Origin of the sequence: Methylobacterium sp. NPDC080182, from assembly GCF_050281105.1 — a bacterium.
In the GTDB taxonomy this organism is placed as follows: Bacteria; Pseudomonadota; Alphaproteobacteria; order Rhizobiales; family Beijerinckiaceae; genus Methylobacterium.
This window is the reverse complement of sequence record NZ_JBNNWO010000021.1, coordinates 40290-54320: the sequence shown is the minus strand read 5'-3', so window position 1 is coordinate 54320 and position 14031 is coordinate 40290. Positions and strand designations below refer to the sequence as shown.

The following is a 14031-nucleotide window of genomic DNA, read 5'->3' as shown; positions in this document are numbered from 1 at the left end:
AATTCGCCGGTACCATCGGTTGCCTCACTCGGCAGCCGCAGCGCGCGGGGCGGGGAACAGGTCCGGGAAGTACTTGATGACGCTGCTGAGCGGGTTCGAGGCGGCCTGGCCGAGGCCGCAGATCGAGGCGTCCCGCATGCACTGGGACAATTCGCCCAGGAGCTCGGTGTCCCAGACGCCCTGCTCCATCAGGATGCGGGCCTTCTGGGTCCCCGAACGGCAGGGGGTGCACTGCCCGCAGCTCTCGTCCTCGAAGAACTTCATCAGGTTCAACGCGGCGCCGCGCACATCGTCTCGGTCCGACAGGATCACGACGGCGGCGGAGCCGATGAAGCAGCCGTACTTCTCCAGCGTCCCGAAATCGAGCGGGATGTCGTTCATCGACGCCGGCAGGATGCCGCCCGACGCGCCGCCCGGCAGGTAGGCCGCGAAGGTGTGGCCCTCCGCCATGCCGCCGCAATACTCGTCGATCAGTTCCTGGATGGTGAGGCCGGACGGGGCGAGCTTCACCCCCGGCTCCTTCACGCGCCCCGAGACCGAGTAGGAGCGCAGGCCGACGCGGTCGTTGCGGCCGTGGCTCTTCCACCAGTCGCCGCCCCGCTCGATCAGGTCGCGGACCCAGAACAGCGTCTCGATGTTGTTGATCAGCGTCGGACGGTTGAACAGGCCGACCTGGAACGGGAACGGCGGCTTGTGCCGCGGCAGCCCGCGCTTGCCTTCGAGGGACTCGATCAGCGAGGATTCCTCGCCGCAGATATAGGCGCCGGCGCCGCGGCGCAGGTGGATGCGCGGACCGCCCGCGGGGAGCTTCGCGATCTCGCGCGTCAGGATCTCGCGGGAGATGGGATACTCGTCGCGCAGGTAGATGTAGACCTCGGGTGCCTCGACGACGTGGGCGCCGATCAGCATGCCCTCGAGGAAGCGGTGCGGGTCGGTGTTGAGGTAGAGCTGGTCCTTGAACGTGCCGGGCTCGCCCTCGTCCCCGTTGACCGCCATCAGCCGGGGCCCGGGCTCGCCGCGCACCGAGCGCCACTTGCGCCCCGTCGGGAAGCCCGCGCCGCCGAGGCCGCGCAGGCCGCCGTCGTCGAGCACCTTCAGGACGTCGTCGACCGGAAGGTCCCCGCTGCGGAGCCGGTCGAGGGTCGCGTACCCGCCGGCGGCCCGATAGGCCTCGTAGTCGACGTAGTCCGGGATATGGGCGTGCGTGTCGCCGGCCTCGACCGCGGCCCGCACGGAGGCGAGGTCGGCCTTGTGCAGGAAGTTGTGCCCGACCTCGACGGCGGGCGCGTGGTCGCACAGGCCGACGCAGGGCGCGCGCACGACGCGGACGGCGTCGGAGGCGAGTTCCCGCTGGAGCGTCTCCAGCAGCTCGTCGGCGCCGAACATCGCGCAGGTGATGCTGTCGCAGACCCGGACGGTCAGCCGCGGGATCGAGGCGTCACCCTCCTTCACGACGTCGAAATGCGCGTAGAAAGTCGCGGTCTCGAACACCTCGGCGAAGGCCAGGGCCATCTCGTCGGCGAGCGCCGCCAGGTGCTCGGCGCTGATCTGGCCGTAGGTGTCCTGGATCAGGTGCAAGTGCTCGATGAGCAGGTCGCGCTGGCGCGAGCGGGAGCCGAGAAGCGCCTCGATCTCGACCTTCGCCCGCGGCTCGACCTGGCGCCCCTTGGGGACGCTGCGCGCCTTGTTCCGCCCCCGGCCGGGATGCGAGAAAGTCCTGACTGTCCCCGGTGCCTCACTCATGCGGTATCTGATTTCCAACTGCTGGGACGGGTGGTCGCGGTGTCCTGAGGTCCGGTCGGGGGTTACTGGCCGCCGAAGGCCCGGAGCGGCTGGCCGGCCTCGGACCGCGGCTTCATCGTGGCCGTGCCCGTCGCCTCGTCCAGGGACGTGACCCTGGGTCCGACGACGGAGCGCAGCTCGGTCTCGAACGCGTCGAGGGCGTCGTTCAGGCGGTCCATCAGGGAGCCCGGCGCGTCTCCGGCCGGCGACGCGGCCGCCTGGGCGAGCGCGTCGCGGACCCGGCCGGCGAGCTCCTGCGTGAGCGGCGGCTTCGCGTCGGCGCAGTAGGCGTCCGTCACGATGGCGGCCCAGTCCGCCGCGGAGGATGCGTCGCCCATGCTCAGGCCTGCGCGATCGAGGGACGGTTAAAGTCGTGCATGGCGTGCCCGTTCGGGTCCGTTGGCGTGGCGCTCGCTCGTGGCATACCAAATGGCAGCCGTTATAGCGGAGGTGTTATATCGTTTTTGAAGTCGTTTCAATTTGCGTGACGCCGGGGTCACGCGTCCCGGCGGCGCGGCCGACGCTTGCCCTGAGCCCTCGCGCGGGGCAGTGGGAACGGCACGAGAGGGGCTGTCAGCGGTGTCCGGCATGCGCGTAATCGGACTCGCCGGGTGGAGCGGGGCCGGCAAGACCAGCCTGCTGGTCCGGGCCATCCCCCTGCTCGTCGCCCGCGGGGTGCGGGTGGCGACCATCAAGCACGCCCATCACGACTTCGACACGGACTGGCCCGGGAAGGATTCCTACGAGCACCGCAGGGCGGGCGCGAGCGAGGTTCTGATCTCGTCGGGCCGCCGCTGGGCCCAGGTCCACGAGCTGCGCGACGAGCAGGAGGCGAGCCTCGGCCAGCTCCTGCGGCGGATCAGCCCGTGCGACCTCGTCGTCGTGGAAGGGTACAAGCGGGAGCCCATCCCCAAGATCGAGGTCCATCGCGCCGAGACCGGCCGCCCGCCCCTCCATCCACTGGACACCACCATCGTGGGCATCGCGAGCGACGTCGCGTTTCCGGCCTCGGGCATTCCCGTCGTAGATCTGAACGACGCGGCGGCGGTGACGGGGCTGATGCTCGACGTGGCCGTTCCCTTCGAAGACGTCCTCGGGAGGCTCTAGCCGGATGGCCCAGCTCAGCGACGACTGCTTCGTGTTCGGCGGCCCTCTGATGACCATCGAGGACGCGCACGCGCTGTTCGGCGAGCGGCTCGCAGCGATCGTCGGCACCGAGGACGTTCCCGTCCCGGACGCCGACGGGCGCGTCCTGGCCGAGGATTGCGTCGCGCCCATCGACGTCCCGCCGTTCCCCAACTCGGCCGTCGACGGCTACGCGGTCCGTTTCGCGGACCTGCGCGCCTCCGATGCGACGATCCTGCCGGTCGGCGCGGTCGTCGCGGCCGGCGCCTCCCCCGAAGGCGTGTCGGTGGCGGGCTCGGCCGCCCGGATCTTCACCGGGGCCCCGATGCCGGCGGGGGCCGACACCGTCTTCATGCAGGAGGACGTCCAGGTCCTGCCCGACGGCCGGGTGTCCCTGCCGCTCGGGCTGAAGCGGGGCGCCAACAGCCGCGACGCCGGCGAGGACGCGGCGAAGGGCTCGACGATCATCGCGGCCGGCCGGCGTCTCCGGCCGCAGGACCTGGCCCTGGCGACCGCGGTCGGCCTGCGCACGCTGAAGGTCCGCCGCACCCTGCGGGTCGGCGTGTTCTCGACGGGCAACGAACTCGTCGAGCCCGGGTCGCCCCTGGGGCCGGGCGCAATCTACGACTCGAACCGCGTCCTGCTGCTCGCTCTTCTCCGGCGGATGGGCGTCGCGGCGCGCGACCTCGGCGTCATCCGCGACGACCCGGCGGCCCTCGCGGCCAGGCTCTCGGCGGCGGCCGCCGAGCACGACGTGATCCTGACTTCGGGCGGCGTGTCGACCGGCGACGAGGATCACGTGAAGACCGCCGTCGAGAGCATCGGGCGCCTCGTGTTCTGGCGGCTGGGGATCAAGCCGGGACGGCCGGTCGCGATGGGCATGATCGACGGCAAGCCGTTCCTGGGCCTGCCGGGCAACCCGGTGGCTGTCTACGTCACCCTGCTGTTCGTGGTGCGGCCGCTCCTCGCCCGGCTCGCCGGCGAGGCCTACGCGCCGTCGCGCGGATTCACCGTCAGGGCGGCCTTCCCCTATCGGAAGCGCGCGGGCCGCAGGGAGTTCGTCCGGGTCAGCCTCGCCCGGGACGCCGACGGCGCCTGGGAGGCCCGGAAGTTCCAGCGCGACGGCGCGGGCATGCTGTCATCGCTCACCGAATCCGACGGCCTCGTGGAGCTGGAGGATGACCGGACCGAGGTCGTGCCGGGCGACGCCGTGCGGTTCCACCCGCACGGGGCCCTCTGGTAGCGGGGCCGCGCTCAGGGCCTCACGCGACGCGGACCGCGCCCCAGCATTGCCGGGCTCGCGCATCCGTTATATCAAATCTGCTATATCGCTTGTGATGGGCCGTGCGAGCGGCCGCTCGATCGGCGGGCTTGAGCAACGATGTTCGATGGTGTCTGGCGGAGCCAAGCCGGCGCGGAACTCCGCCTCCTCCAGATGGGCGAGGCGGTCTCCGGGACCTACACCGCCGCCGATCCCGGCTACGCGCAGACGCATCGAAGCCGCATCCTCGTCGGCACGGCCGAGGGCGACATCATCGGCTTCGTGACCAGCACGTCGTCGCCCCAGGAGATCACGGCCTGGACCGGGCGCCTCGTCCGGACCGACGAGAAGACGGCCGAGGCGATCCACGCGGTCTTCCACGCCGTCGAACGGTCTCCGCAGCCGAAGGCCGTGGCCGATCACGTCGCGCTCGAGACGACCATCTTCTCGAAGGTCGAGAACGCCTGTTCGTGAAGCCAGGGTCGCGTCCCTCCTCGATGGGGTCCCGAGGAACGGGGGCGACCGTGGCGCGAGGAGCGGTCGGCGCATGCGTGATCGGCGACGGCTCTAGATGAACGGAGCGTCGGCTTCGAGGCCCAGAAGGATGCGGCCGGTCGGCACGAGCAACCGGTCCTGATAATGCATGTGCTGGCAGGCCGCGTAGACATCGCGGAGCTGGCGCGCGAACGGCAGGTCTTCGAGGACGGCGGAACTGCCGGCCGCCTCGTACATGCTCGTGACAACCTGCTTCCCGACATGGCCCGCGTACCAGCAGGCCCGCCGAAGCTTGGCCTGCCACGCGAGCGTTATCGGACGGCCGTCCTCGGCTTCCCACCAGAATTCGGAGACCGTGTCCCGGGCGAAGGCGCGCGCGGCACCGAGGCTCGTCTCGGCACGCGCGATCGCGACCTGAACGTCCTCGCGAAGTCTCAGGGGCACCTTGCCGCCATGCGGCGTCTTCGTCTGCGCGAGATCGATGAAGGCGTCGATCGAGGCCCGGGCGATCCCGAGCGGAACACCAATGGCGGCGATCGCGGCCGCCGATGCCATGGGCAGCATGTAGAGGGGCCTTCTGTCGCGAGGCATCATGAGGCTCGCGCCGTCGATGGTCTGCTCGTTCGGCACCCAGATGTCGGTGCACGCGACGTCGTGACTCCCGCTGGCCCGGAGCCCCCCGGCATTCCAGTTGCCGACGACCTCGACATCCTTCGAGGCGATGAAGACGCCGCGCAGCGACGGCCGCCCGTTCTCGTCGAGCTTCGGCCGCTCGCCGTCGATCTCCACACACATCAGTGCGGACACGGAACTGTAGCGGCAGAAGCTCGCCCAGGACCAGCGTCCGTTGATCCGCCAGCCGGATCCATGGCGAACCGCTGTTCCCGTTGGCTGGCCGCTCCCGCTGCCCGCGAACTTCCTGCCGGCAGGGATGAGCGAACGCATCACGTCCGCGTCGATCAGGTCGGCGAAGCGTGACGCGCCCCCGGACGAGATCGCGGCGCACCAGGCGACCGAACCGTCGAGTTCCGCCAGAGCTTCGATCGCCGCCAGGACGCTCAGCGGATGCGCTTCAGGACCGCCCAGGCCCCGCGGAAGCCAGAGCTGCGCGAGACCGGCGTCGATGAGCGCCTCTGCGACCGGCTCCGGCAGGTCCGGGCCGACAGCCAGGGCCGACCGGTGCTCCGCGATGAGGGGCCGAAGCGCCGCGACGGTCGCGAGAAACGCCGCGTCCGGATCTCCGGCTCGCGCGGCAGGGCGGATCGAGGGGGCGACACCGTTCATTCTCAGACCTCATGACTGTCCGAGATGCATAGTAAGTTCGGTGATCGGCCGCTTTCGTGTCTGTCGGAAGAGTTTTTGGTTACGGTCGTAACTGGGGGCGCCGTCAGACGATATTATCTGCCGGGTGGGGACGCGGTAGATCGCGCTGTAACGGTTGTCGTTGGATTTTTTCGCGCTGGATCCGCGATGATGATGCTCGAATGCTTCGGGTGGACGGTCTCGTGATCGCGGAAGCCGCTGACCAACGTTGACGGGCCGCGCGCGCATCGCGGCCTTCGCGCAACCTAGGACACCGGCATCTCGATGCGGCAGCGCACGCCGTCGCGGTCCAGCGCGTACTCGACCGTGGCGCCCAGGGCATATGCCAGCGCCTCCTGGATCAGCTCGGTCCCGTAGCCGCGGCGAGTGACGCGCGCCGCCTGCGCGGGCAGGCCGCTCTCGATCCAGTACAGGGCCAGTCGGCGGCGCTCGCGCCGGTCGCGCACGATCTCCCAGGTGACGCTGAGATGGCCGGTCCCGGTCTTGAGCACCCCGTGCTTGACCGCGTTGGTCGTCAGCTCGTGGACGGCGAGGGCGAAGTTCTGCACCTGTCGCGCGGTCAGGTGCACCTCGGGGCCGGCGACGGTCATGCGGTCGGTCGCGCCGTCGACGTAAGCGGCCAGCTCGGCGCGCACCAGCGCGCCCACCTCGACCGAGTCGCTGCCGTACTGGCTGAGCAGGCCCTGCGCGCGGCTGAGCGCCTGCAGCCGCGCCTCGAACGCCTCGACCGAGCTGCCCTGCCGCAGTGTCTTGCCCGCCACGGCGCTGACGACGCCGAGGAGGTTGCGCGTGCGGTGCTGCAGCTCGTTGATCAGCACTTCCTGGCGCGCCAGCAGCCTGTGGTGGTCCGTGACGTCGATGTTCACCCCCGACCACTTGCGGATCGACCCGTCGGGGTTCGTGATCGGCACCGCGCGGACGTTCGACCACCGCCAGGACGCGCTCGGGGCGTGCCACAGGCGATACTCGTGATCGACCGCCGTCCGCGTCGCGACGGCCTGCCGCCACTTCGCTTCCGTGAGCGCCCGGTCGTCCGCGTGGATCGCGTGGATCCAGCCGCGCCCGAGCCACTCGTCCGGGCGCTGCCCGGTGAACGCGCGCCAGCCCGGGCTGTCGATCTCGATGAGGCCCTCGGCCGAGGCCTCCCAGCTGAACTGACCGAACCCCTCGACCAGCCCGCGGAACCGCTCCTCGCTCGCGCGCAGATCGTCCTCCACCCGCTTGCGCGCGGTCACGTCGCTGGCGGCGCCGAACCATTCGCGGATCTCGCCGTCATCGTCGAGCAGCGGCACGGCCCGGGACAGCGCCCAGCCCAGGCTCCCGTCCGCCTGCCGGACGGGGTGCTCCAGCTCGAACATCGTCTTGGATCGGATCGCCCGCTGGATGGCCTCGCGCAGGCGCGGCTGGTCGGCCGGATCGATGTAGGCGCTCAGCCAGTCGTCGTTCGGGGTGACGGTGTCGGCCAGGAAGCCGCGGCCCTCCAGGACCCGCAGCTCGCTCCAGTCCGGGCTCATGCGGTAGATGACGTCCGAGCTGGCCGTGACGAGGGCGCGGAACCGCTCCTCGCTCGCGCGCAGCCGATCCTCGGCGCGCTTGCGCTGGAGGATGTCCTTGAACAGGACCGCCACCTGCCGCCGTTCCGGCGCCCCGATCGGGAAGGCGTAGACCTCGTACCAGCGCCCGAGCGCGTCGGCGCGGTCCTCGAAGCGTTCCGCCTTGCCGGTTCGGACGATCCGGCCGTAGGTCTCGAACCAGTGCGGCTCGAGGTCGGGCGCCAGCGCCCGGACCGTCCGGCCGACCGCGTCGCGGAGCCCGGTCTGCTGCTCGAAGGCCGCATTCACGGACAGGAAGCGGTAATCGACCGCCCGCCCTGCCGCGTCGAACAGGACCTCGATGGTGCAGAAGCCCTCGTCGATGGCGTCGAAGAGGTGGCGGTACCGGGCCTCGCTCGTCCGCAGCTTGGCCTCGGCGCGCAGGCGCTCACCGATCTCGAAGCCGGTCATGTGGACGGCCATGACCTTCCCGTCGGCGTCGCGCACGGGCACGAGGAGCGCGTCGAAGACGTCCTCCGCGGCGCCCTCGCCGCGGGTGTCCAGCGGCTGCCCGGCCACCTGCACGGCCTCGCCCGCGAAGGCGCGCGCGTAGAAGTCCGCGACCGTCGCCCACCCCTCCGGGAACGTGCGCGCGAGCGGCCGGCCGAGACCCTCCGGGTGCCGGGCGCCGTAGAGACGGGCGGCGGCGTCGTTGTAGATCAGGAGGCGCTCGGGCCCGCAGACGAGGGACGCGACCAGCGGGCTGGCAAGCACCTGCTCGACCATCACCTTGAGGCGCTCCGGCCAGCGGGCGGCCGGCCCCAGCTGCGTCCGCTCCCAGCCGAAGTCGCGGATGCGCGCGGCCATCTCGCCGTCGCCCTGTGGCCATGCCGACACTGATACGCCGCCTCGGTGATGTCGCGCACCAGCATGTCCGCTCGCGGCGCGCGCAGCAATGACCGAGCCCGATCGGACGACGAAATCTTCGTTCCGCCGGGCGATGACAGCATTCGCGGGGACCGGCTCAGGCCGTCTCGGATCGCGCGAGGCCCAGCTGCTCCTCCACGCACCGACGCATCACGAATTTCTGGATCTTTCCGGAGACCGTCATCGGGAAGGCGTCGACGAACTGGATGTATTTCGGGATCTTCTGATGCGCGATCTGCCCCGCACAGAACGCGCGCACCGCCGGCTCCGACAGGGTCTCGCCGTCGCGCAGCCTGATCCAGGCGCACAGCTCCTCCCCGTATTTCGGGTCGGAGACCCCGAAGACCTGCACATCCTGGATCTGCGGATGCCGGAAGAGGTACTCCTCGATCTCGCGCGGATAGATGTTCTCGCCGCCGCGTATGACCATGTCTTTGATCCGCCCGACGATGTTGCAGTACCCCTCCGCGTCCAGCGTCGCGAGGTCGCCGGTGTGCATCCATCCGGCGTCGTCGAGGACCTCCGCGGTCCGCGCGGCATCGCCCCAGTAGCCGAGCATGACCGAGTAGCCGCGCGTGCACAGCTCGCCGCGGGCGCCCCGCGGCGTCACGCGTCCCTCGGGATCCACGATCTTGACCTCGAGATGCGGGTGGATCCGGCCGACGGTCGTGACGCGCCGCTCCAGCGGGTCGTCGCTCGAGCTCTGGAAGCTCACCGGGCTGGTCTCGGTCATGCCGTACGCGATGGTGACATCCCGCATGTTCATCTGCTCCACGACCCGGCGCATCACCGCGATCGGGCACGGCGCGCCCGCCATGATCCCGGTCTGCAGGGAGCGGAGATCGAAGCGCGCGAACTCGGGATGGTCGAGCTCGGCGATGAACATGGTCGGCACGCCGTAGAGCGCGGTGCAGCGCTCGGCCTGCACGGTCTCCAGTGTCGCGCGCGGGTCGAAGCCCTCGCCCGGAAACACCATGGCGCAACCGTGGGTCAGGGCCGCGAGATTGCCCATCACCATGCCGAAGCAATGGTAGAGCGGCACCGGGATGCAGATCCGATCCTCGGCGGTCAGCCGCATCGCGCGGCCGACGAAGTGGCCGTTGTTGAGGATGTTGTGGTGGGTCAGCGTGACGCCCTTCGGGGCGCCCGTCGTGCCGCTGGTGAACTGGATGTTGGCCGCGTCGTCGAACTGCATCGCGTCGGCGAGGTCGCGCAGGGCGCCGGTGCCGGCCGCGTCGCCCCGGGCCGCGACCGCGTCGAACGGGACCGTCCCCGGGGTCGGCGGTCCGCCGATCTGGATCACCGTGCGCAGGTGCGGCAGGCGGGCTGCGGACAGCCGGCCCGGCCCGGAGGCCGCGAGTTCGGGGGCCAGGGTGCGGAGCATCCCGAGATAGTCGCTGGTCTTGAACGCCGTCGCCGTGACCAGGGCGGTGCAGCCGACATTGTTGAGCGCGAATTCCAGCTCCGACAGCCGGTAGGCCGGGTTGATCGTCACCAGGATCAGCCCCGCACGGGCGGCGGCGAACTGGGTCAGCACCCACTCGGCGCGGTTGAGCGACCAGATCCCGATACGGTCGCCGGGCCGGAGTCCGAGGGCGAGCAGGCCGGCCGCGAAGGCGTCGGCTTGGTCCTTCAGCTCGCGCCAGGTCCATCGGACGCCCTGGGCGTGCGCGACCAGAGCCAGGTGATCCGGCCACGCCGCGGCGGCGCGATCCAGGGCCTGGCCGATGGTCAGGCCGAGCAGGGGCTCGCCGATCGCCCCGTGGACATAGCTCACCGCCCGGTCGCTCATGTCGTCCTCCCTCGTTCCTCCGAACGCGCGCGCCGCCGCGGCGCTGTCCGAGGCCGCCCTTCGATCAGGGTGTCGGCGGCGGCGCGGCGGCCAGCGCGCGGGCGACCTTCGAGGCCGGCTCCCGGCCGAGCTGGGACGCGATCGACCGCCCGGCCGCGGCGAGGGCATCGAGATCGATCCCGGTCTCGATGCCCATGCCGCGCAGCATGTAAACGACGTCCTCGGTGGCGACGTTGCCGGCGGCCCCCGGCGCGTAGGGGCAGCCCCCGAGGCCCGCCACCGCGGCGTCCACGGCCGACACGCCGAGTTCGAGGCAGGCGAGGATGTTGGCCAGGGCCTGCCCGTAGGTGTCGTGGAAGTGCAGGGCGATCGCCTGCAGCGGCACGTCGGCGGCCACCCGCTCGACCAGCCGCCGGGCCGCGCGCGGCGTCCCGGTCCCGATCGTGTCGCCGAGGGCGATCTCGTGGCAGCCCATCGCGTGGAGGGACGCGGCGACGCGGGCGACCGCCGCCGGCGCGACGTCGCCCTCGTAGGGGCAGCCCAGGACGCAGGAGACGTAGCCCCGCACCCGCAGGGCTCGCGCGCGCGCGGCCTCCAGCACCGGGGCGAAGCGGTCGAGGGTCTCGGCGATCGAGCCGTTGACGTTGCGCCGGGAGAAGCTCTCGGAGGCGGCGGCGAACACCGCGACCTCCCGGACGCCGGAGGCGAGGGCCCGCTCCAGGCCCTGCAGGTTCGGGACCAGAACGGAATAGCCGACCTCGGGCCGGGGGCGCAGCCGCGCCAGAACCTCCGCGGTCTCGGCCATCTGCGGCACCCATCGGGGCGACACGAAGCTGCCGGCCTCGATGCGGGTCAGCCCGGCCTCGGCCAGGGCCTCGATCAGCGCCACCCTGGCGGCGATCGGCACCGGCGCGGGCTCGTTCTGGAGCCCGTCGCGCGGCCCGACCTCGACCACCTGCACCCGGGCCGGATAGCTCATGCGGGCCGCTCCTCCGCCGCGAAGGTGACGATCTCGGTGCCCTCCTCGACCATGTCGTCGACGGCGTGGCGGGTCTCGGCGACGGTGCCGGCCTGCGGCGCGCGGAGGGTGATCTCCATCTTCATCGCCTCGATCACCGCGAGCGGCGCGCCCTTCTCCACGGCATCGCCGGGCCGCACCCAGAGCTGGGTCAGGCGGCCCGGCACGGGCGCCGTCACCCGGTCGCTGCCGGACGCCTCGGTCCGGGGCGGGGCGAGGGGATCGACGTGGACCAGCGTCGCGTTCCGGCCGCCGACGATCACCGTCAGCTCCGCGCCGCGGCGGACCGCGCGCAGCCGGCGCCAGACGCCGTCCAGCATCAGCCGCTCGCCCTCGGCGTCCTCGGCGAGCGCCGCCAGGACGGTGCCGCCCGGCAGGTCGAGGCGGGCGCTGCCGTCGGGGCGGGGGCATGCCCGCAGGGTGACGGGCGGCGCGTCGCCGTTGCGGAACTGCAGGTCCTGGTAGCCCGCCCCGTTCATCCGCCACGCATCGGGATCGGCCCAGGGCGACCACGGGTCGCCGCTCGCCCGCGCCTGCGCCGCGACGGCCGCGCGCCGGTCGCGCAGGACGGTCAGGGCAGCGGCGGCCCAGAGCGCGGGATCGACCGCACCGGTCGCAAGCGGCGCCAGCAGGTCGTCGGCGTGGCGGGCGATGAAGCCGGTGTCGAGGTCGGCCGCGCGGTAGGCGGGATGGCCGGCGACGGCGCGCAGGAGACTGAGATTGGTCGTCACGCCGACCACCTCGTAGGCGGCGAGGGCGGCCGCGAGCTGTTGGATCGCGGCCGCCCGGTCCTCGCCCCAGACGACCAGCTTGGCGATCATCGGGTCGTAATCCGGGGTGATCCGGTCGCCCTGCACGATCCCGGTCTCGACCCGCACCCGCCCCGGCACCTCCGGCGGCTGGCGCAGGTGGGCGAGGGTGCCGACCGCCGGCAGGAAATCGCGCGCCGGATCCTCGGCGTAGACCCGCGCCTCGATCGCGTGGCCGCGCAGGGCCAGATCCGGGGCGCCGAGCGGCAGCCGCTCGCCCGCGGCCACGCGCAGCTGCCACTCCACCAGGTCGAGGCCGGTGACCATCTCGGTCACCGGATGCTCGACCTGGAGCCGGGTGTTCATCTCCATGAAGTAGAAGGTCTCGCCCTCGGCGATGAACTCCACCGTGCCGGCGCCGACATAGCCGACCGCCCGCGCCGCCGCGACCGCGGCCTCGCCCATCCGCGCGCGCCGGACCGGATCCATCCCCGGGGCCGGCGCCTCCTCGATCACCTTCTGGTGGCGGCGCTGGATCGAGCAGTCGCGCTCGAACAGCGAGACGGCGTTGCCGTGGCTGTCGGCGAAGACCTGGATCTCGATGTGCCGGGGGCGGGTCAGGTACGCCTCGATCAGCACCCGGTCGTCGCCGAAGGACGCCCGCGCCTCGCGCTGGGCGCCGGTCAGGGCGGACTCGAACGCCGCGGCCGCCTCGACGACGCGCATGCCCTTGCCGCCGCCGCCGGCCGAGGCCTTGATCAAGACCGGGTAGCCGATCCGGGCGGCCGCCTCCTTCAGCGCCCGGACATCCTGCGCGGCGCCGTGATAGCCCGGCACCAGCGGGACCCCGGCGCGCTCCATCAGCGCCTTGGCCTCGGCCTTGGAGCCCATGGCGCGGATCGCCGCCGGGGGCGGGCCGACGAACACGAGGCCGGCCCCGGCGCAGGCGCCGGCGAAGTCCGCGTTCTCCGACAGGAAGCCGTAGCCCGGATGGATCGCCTCCGCCCCGGCGCGCCGGGCGACGTCGAGGATCCGCTCGGCCACGAGGTAGCTCTCGCGCGCCGGGGCGGGCCCGATCGGCCACGCCTCGTCGGCCATCCGGGTGTGTCGGGCGCCGGCATCCGCCTCCGAATAGACCGCGACCGTGCCGATGCCGTGGCGCCGGGCGGTGGCGATCACCCGGCAGGCGATCTCCCCGCGGTTGGCGATGAGGATCTTGCCGAACATGGCCGCCCCCTCAGTCCCGCCGCCACGGGGCTAAGCGCTTGTCGAGGAAGGCGGCCATGCCGGCCTGCCCCTCGTCGGAAGCACGACGCTCGGCAATGCGCCGCCCGGTCTCGCGCCCCAGGTCGGGGTCCACCGGCCGCCCCTCGCACAGGAAGACGAGGTCCTTGGCCTCGGCCTGCGCGCCCGGGGCGCCCCGGAGGATGTCGCGCAGCACCTCCGCGCCGGCCGCCTCCAGCCGGTCGTCGGGCACCACCTCGTGCACGAGGCCGATCGCCCGGGCGCGCTCGGCGGAGAAGACTTCCGCGGTCTGGAACAGGCGCCGGGCCCAGCGCGGGCCGATCGCGTTGACCACGTAGGGGCCGATCGTCGCCGGGATCAGACCGAGCCGCACCTCGCTCAGGCAGAACCGCGCGCTCTCGGCCGCGATGGCGACGTCGCAGCAGGCGGCGAGCCCGACGCCGCCGCCGTAGGCCGCCCCGTGCACGAGGGCGAGCGTCGGCTTCGGCAGCCGGTCGAGACTGTGCATCAGCCCCGCGAGCCCGGCGGCGTCGGCGAGGTTGCTGTCGAAGGACTGGCCGGCGATCCGGCGCATCCAGGCGAGGTCGGCGCCCGCCGAGAAGCTCTGGCCGGCGCCCGCCAGGACGACCGCCCGGATCCCGGGAGCGGCGCCCAGCCGGTGCAGGGACGCGGTGAGGGCGGCGATCAGGCCGTCGTCGAAGGCGTTGTGCTGCTCCGGACGGTTGAGCGTCAGGGTGGCGACCCCGCGTTCGTCGACCGTCTCCAGCAAGGTGCCGCTCATC

11 protein-coding genes are annotated in these 14031 nt (G+C 72.0%); 3 read left to right on the top strand and 8 right to left on the bottom strand.

What is annotated here, in order from left to right:
- Positions 1-24: 24 nt before the first annotated feature.
- Complete coding sequence (locus ACQKQD_RS28645) at positions 25-1743, bottom strand: NAD(P)H-dependent oxidoreductase subunit E (RefSeq protein WP_091978537.1); 1719 nt, start codon at positions 1741-1743, stop codon at positions 25-27.
- 62 nt (positions 1744-1805) lie between these two features.
- Positions 1806-2120 carry a hypothetical protein gene (locus tag ACQKQD_RS28640; protein WP_020094840.1) on the bottom strand — a complete coding sequence of 105 codons (315 nt, stop codon included), beginning with the start codon at positions 2118-2120 and terminating at the stop codon, positions 1806-1808.
- 250 nt (positions 2121-2370) lie between these two features.
- Here ACQKQD_RS28640 and mobB point away from each other — a divergent pair, with 250 nt between their 5' ends.
- The 3 genes from mobB to ACQKQD_RS28625 all read left to right on the top strand — a co-directional run bounded on the left by mobB (position 2371) and on the right by ACQKQD_RS28625 (position 4642).
- Entirely contained in the window at positions 2371-2889 is a 519-nt protein-coding gene (gene mobB / locus ACQKQD_RS28635) for a molybdopterin-guanine dinucleotide biosynthesis protein B (protein ID WP_427510246.1), read from the top strand.
- Positions 2890-2893: 4 nt separating this feature from the next.
- Entirely contained in the window at positions 2894-4150 is a 1257-nt protein-coding gene (locus tag ACQKQD_RS28630; protein WP_427510245.1) for a molybdopterin molybdotransferase MoeA, read from the top strand.
- A gap of 138 nt (positions 4151-4288) precedes the next feature.
- Positions 4289-4642, top strand: a complete 354-nt coding sequence (locus tag ACQKQD_RS28625) for an avidin/streptavidin family protein (RefSeq protein WP_091927625.1) — start codon at positions 4289-4291, stop codon at positions 4640-4642.
- A 93-nt stretch (positions 4643-4735) separates the two neighbouring features.
- Here the strand turns inward: ACQKQD_RS28625 and ACQKQD_RS28620 are convergent, their stop codons facing one another.
- From ACQKQD_RS28620 to ACQKQD_RS28595, 6 genes are all read right to left on the bottom strand, one after another.
- Positions 4736-5947 (bottom strand): acyl-CoA dehydrogenase family protein, encoded by a 1212-nt coding sequence (locus ACQKQD_RS28620; RefSeq protein WP_427510244.1) that lies wholly within the window; start codon positions 5945-5947, stop codon positions 4736-4738.
- A gap of 284 nt (positions 5948-6231) precedes the next feature.
- Positions 6232-8385 carry a PAS domain-containing sensor histidine kinase gene (locus ACQKQD_RS28615; protein ID WP_427510243.1) on the bottom strand — a complete coding sequence of 718 codons (2154 nt, stop codon included), beginning with the start codon at positions 8383-8385 and terminating at the stop codon, positions 6232-6234.
- Positions 8386-8542: 157 nt separating this feature from the next.
- Entirely contained in the window at positions 8543-10237 is a 1695-nt protein-coding gene (locus ACQKQD_RS28610; RefSeq protein WP_427510242.1) for an AMP-binding protein, read from the bottom strand.
- 64 nt (positions 10238-10301) lie between these two features.
- Positions 10302-11216, bottom strand: coding sequence for a hydroxymethylglutaryl-CoA lyase (locus ACQKQD_RS28605; protein WP_427510241.1), 915 nt, complete (start codon positions 11214-11216; stop codon positions 10302-10304).
- Positions 11213-13231, bottom strand: a complete 2019-nt coding sequence (locus ACQKQD_RS28600; protein ID WP_427510240.1) for an acetyl/propionyl/methylcrotonyl-CoA carboxylase subunit alpha — start codon at positions 13229-13231, stop codon at positions 11213-11215. Before ACQKQD_RS28600 ends, ACQKQD_RS28605 begins: the two co-directional genes overlap by 4 nt.
- Positions 13232-13241: 10 nt before the next feature.
- Positions 13242-14030 (bottom strand): enoyl-CoA hydratase-related protein, encoded by a 789-nt coding sequence (locus tag ACQKQD_RS28595; protein WP_427510239.1) that lies wholly within the window; start codon positions 14028-14030, stop codon positions 13242-13244.
- Position 14031 lies beyond the last annotated feature (1 nt).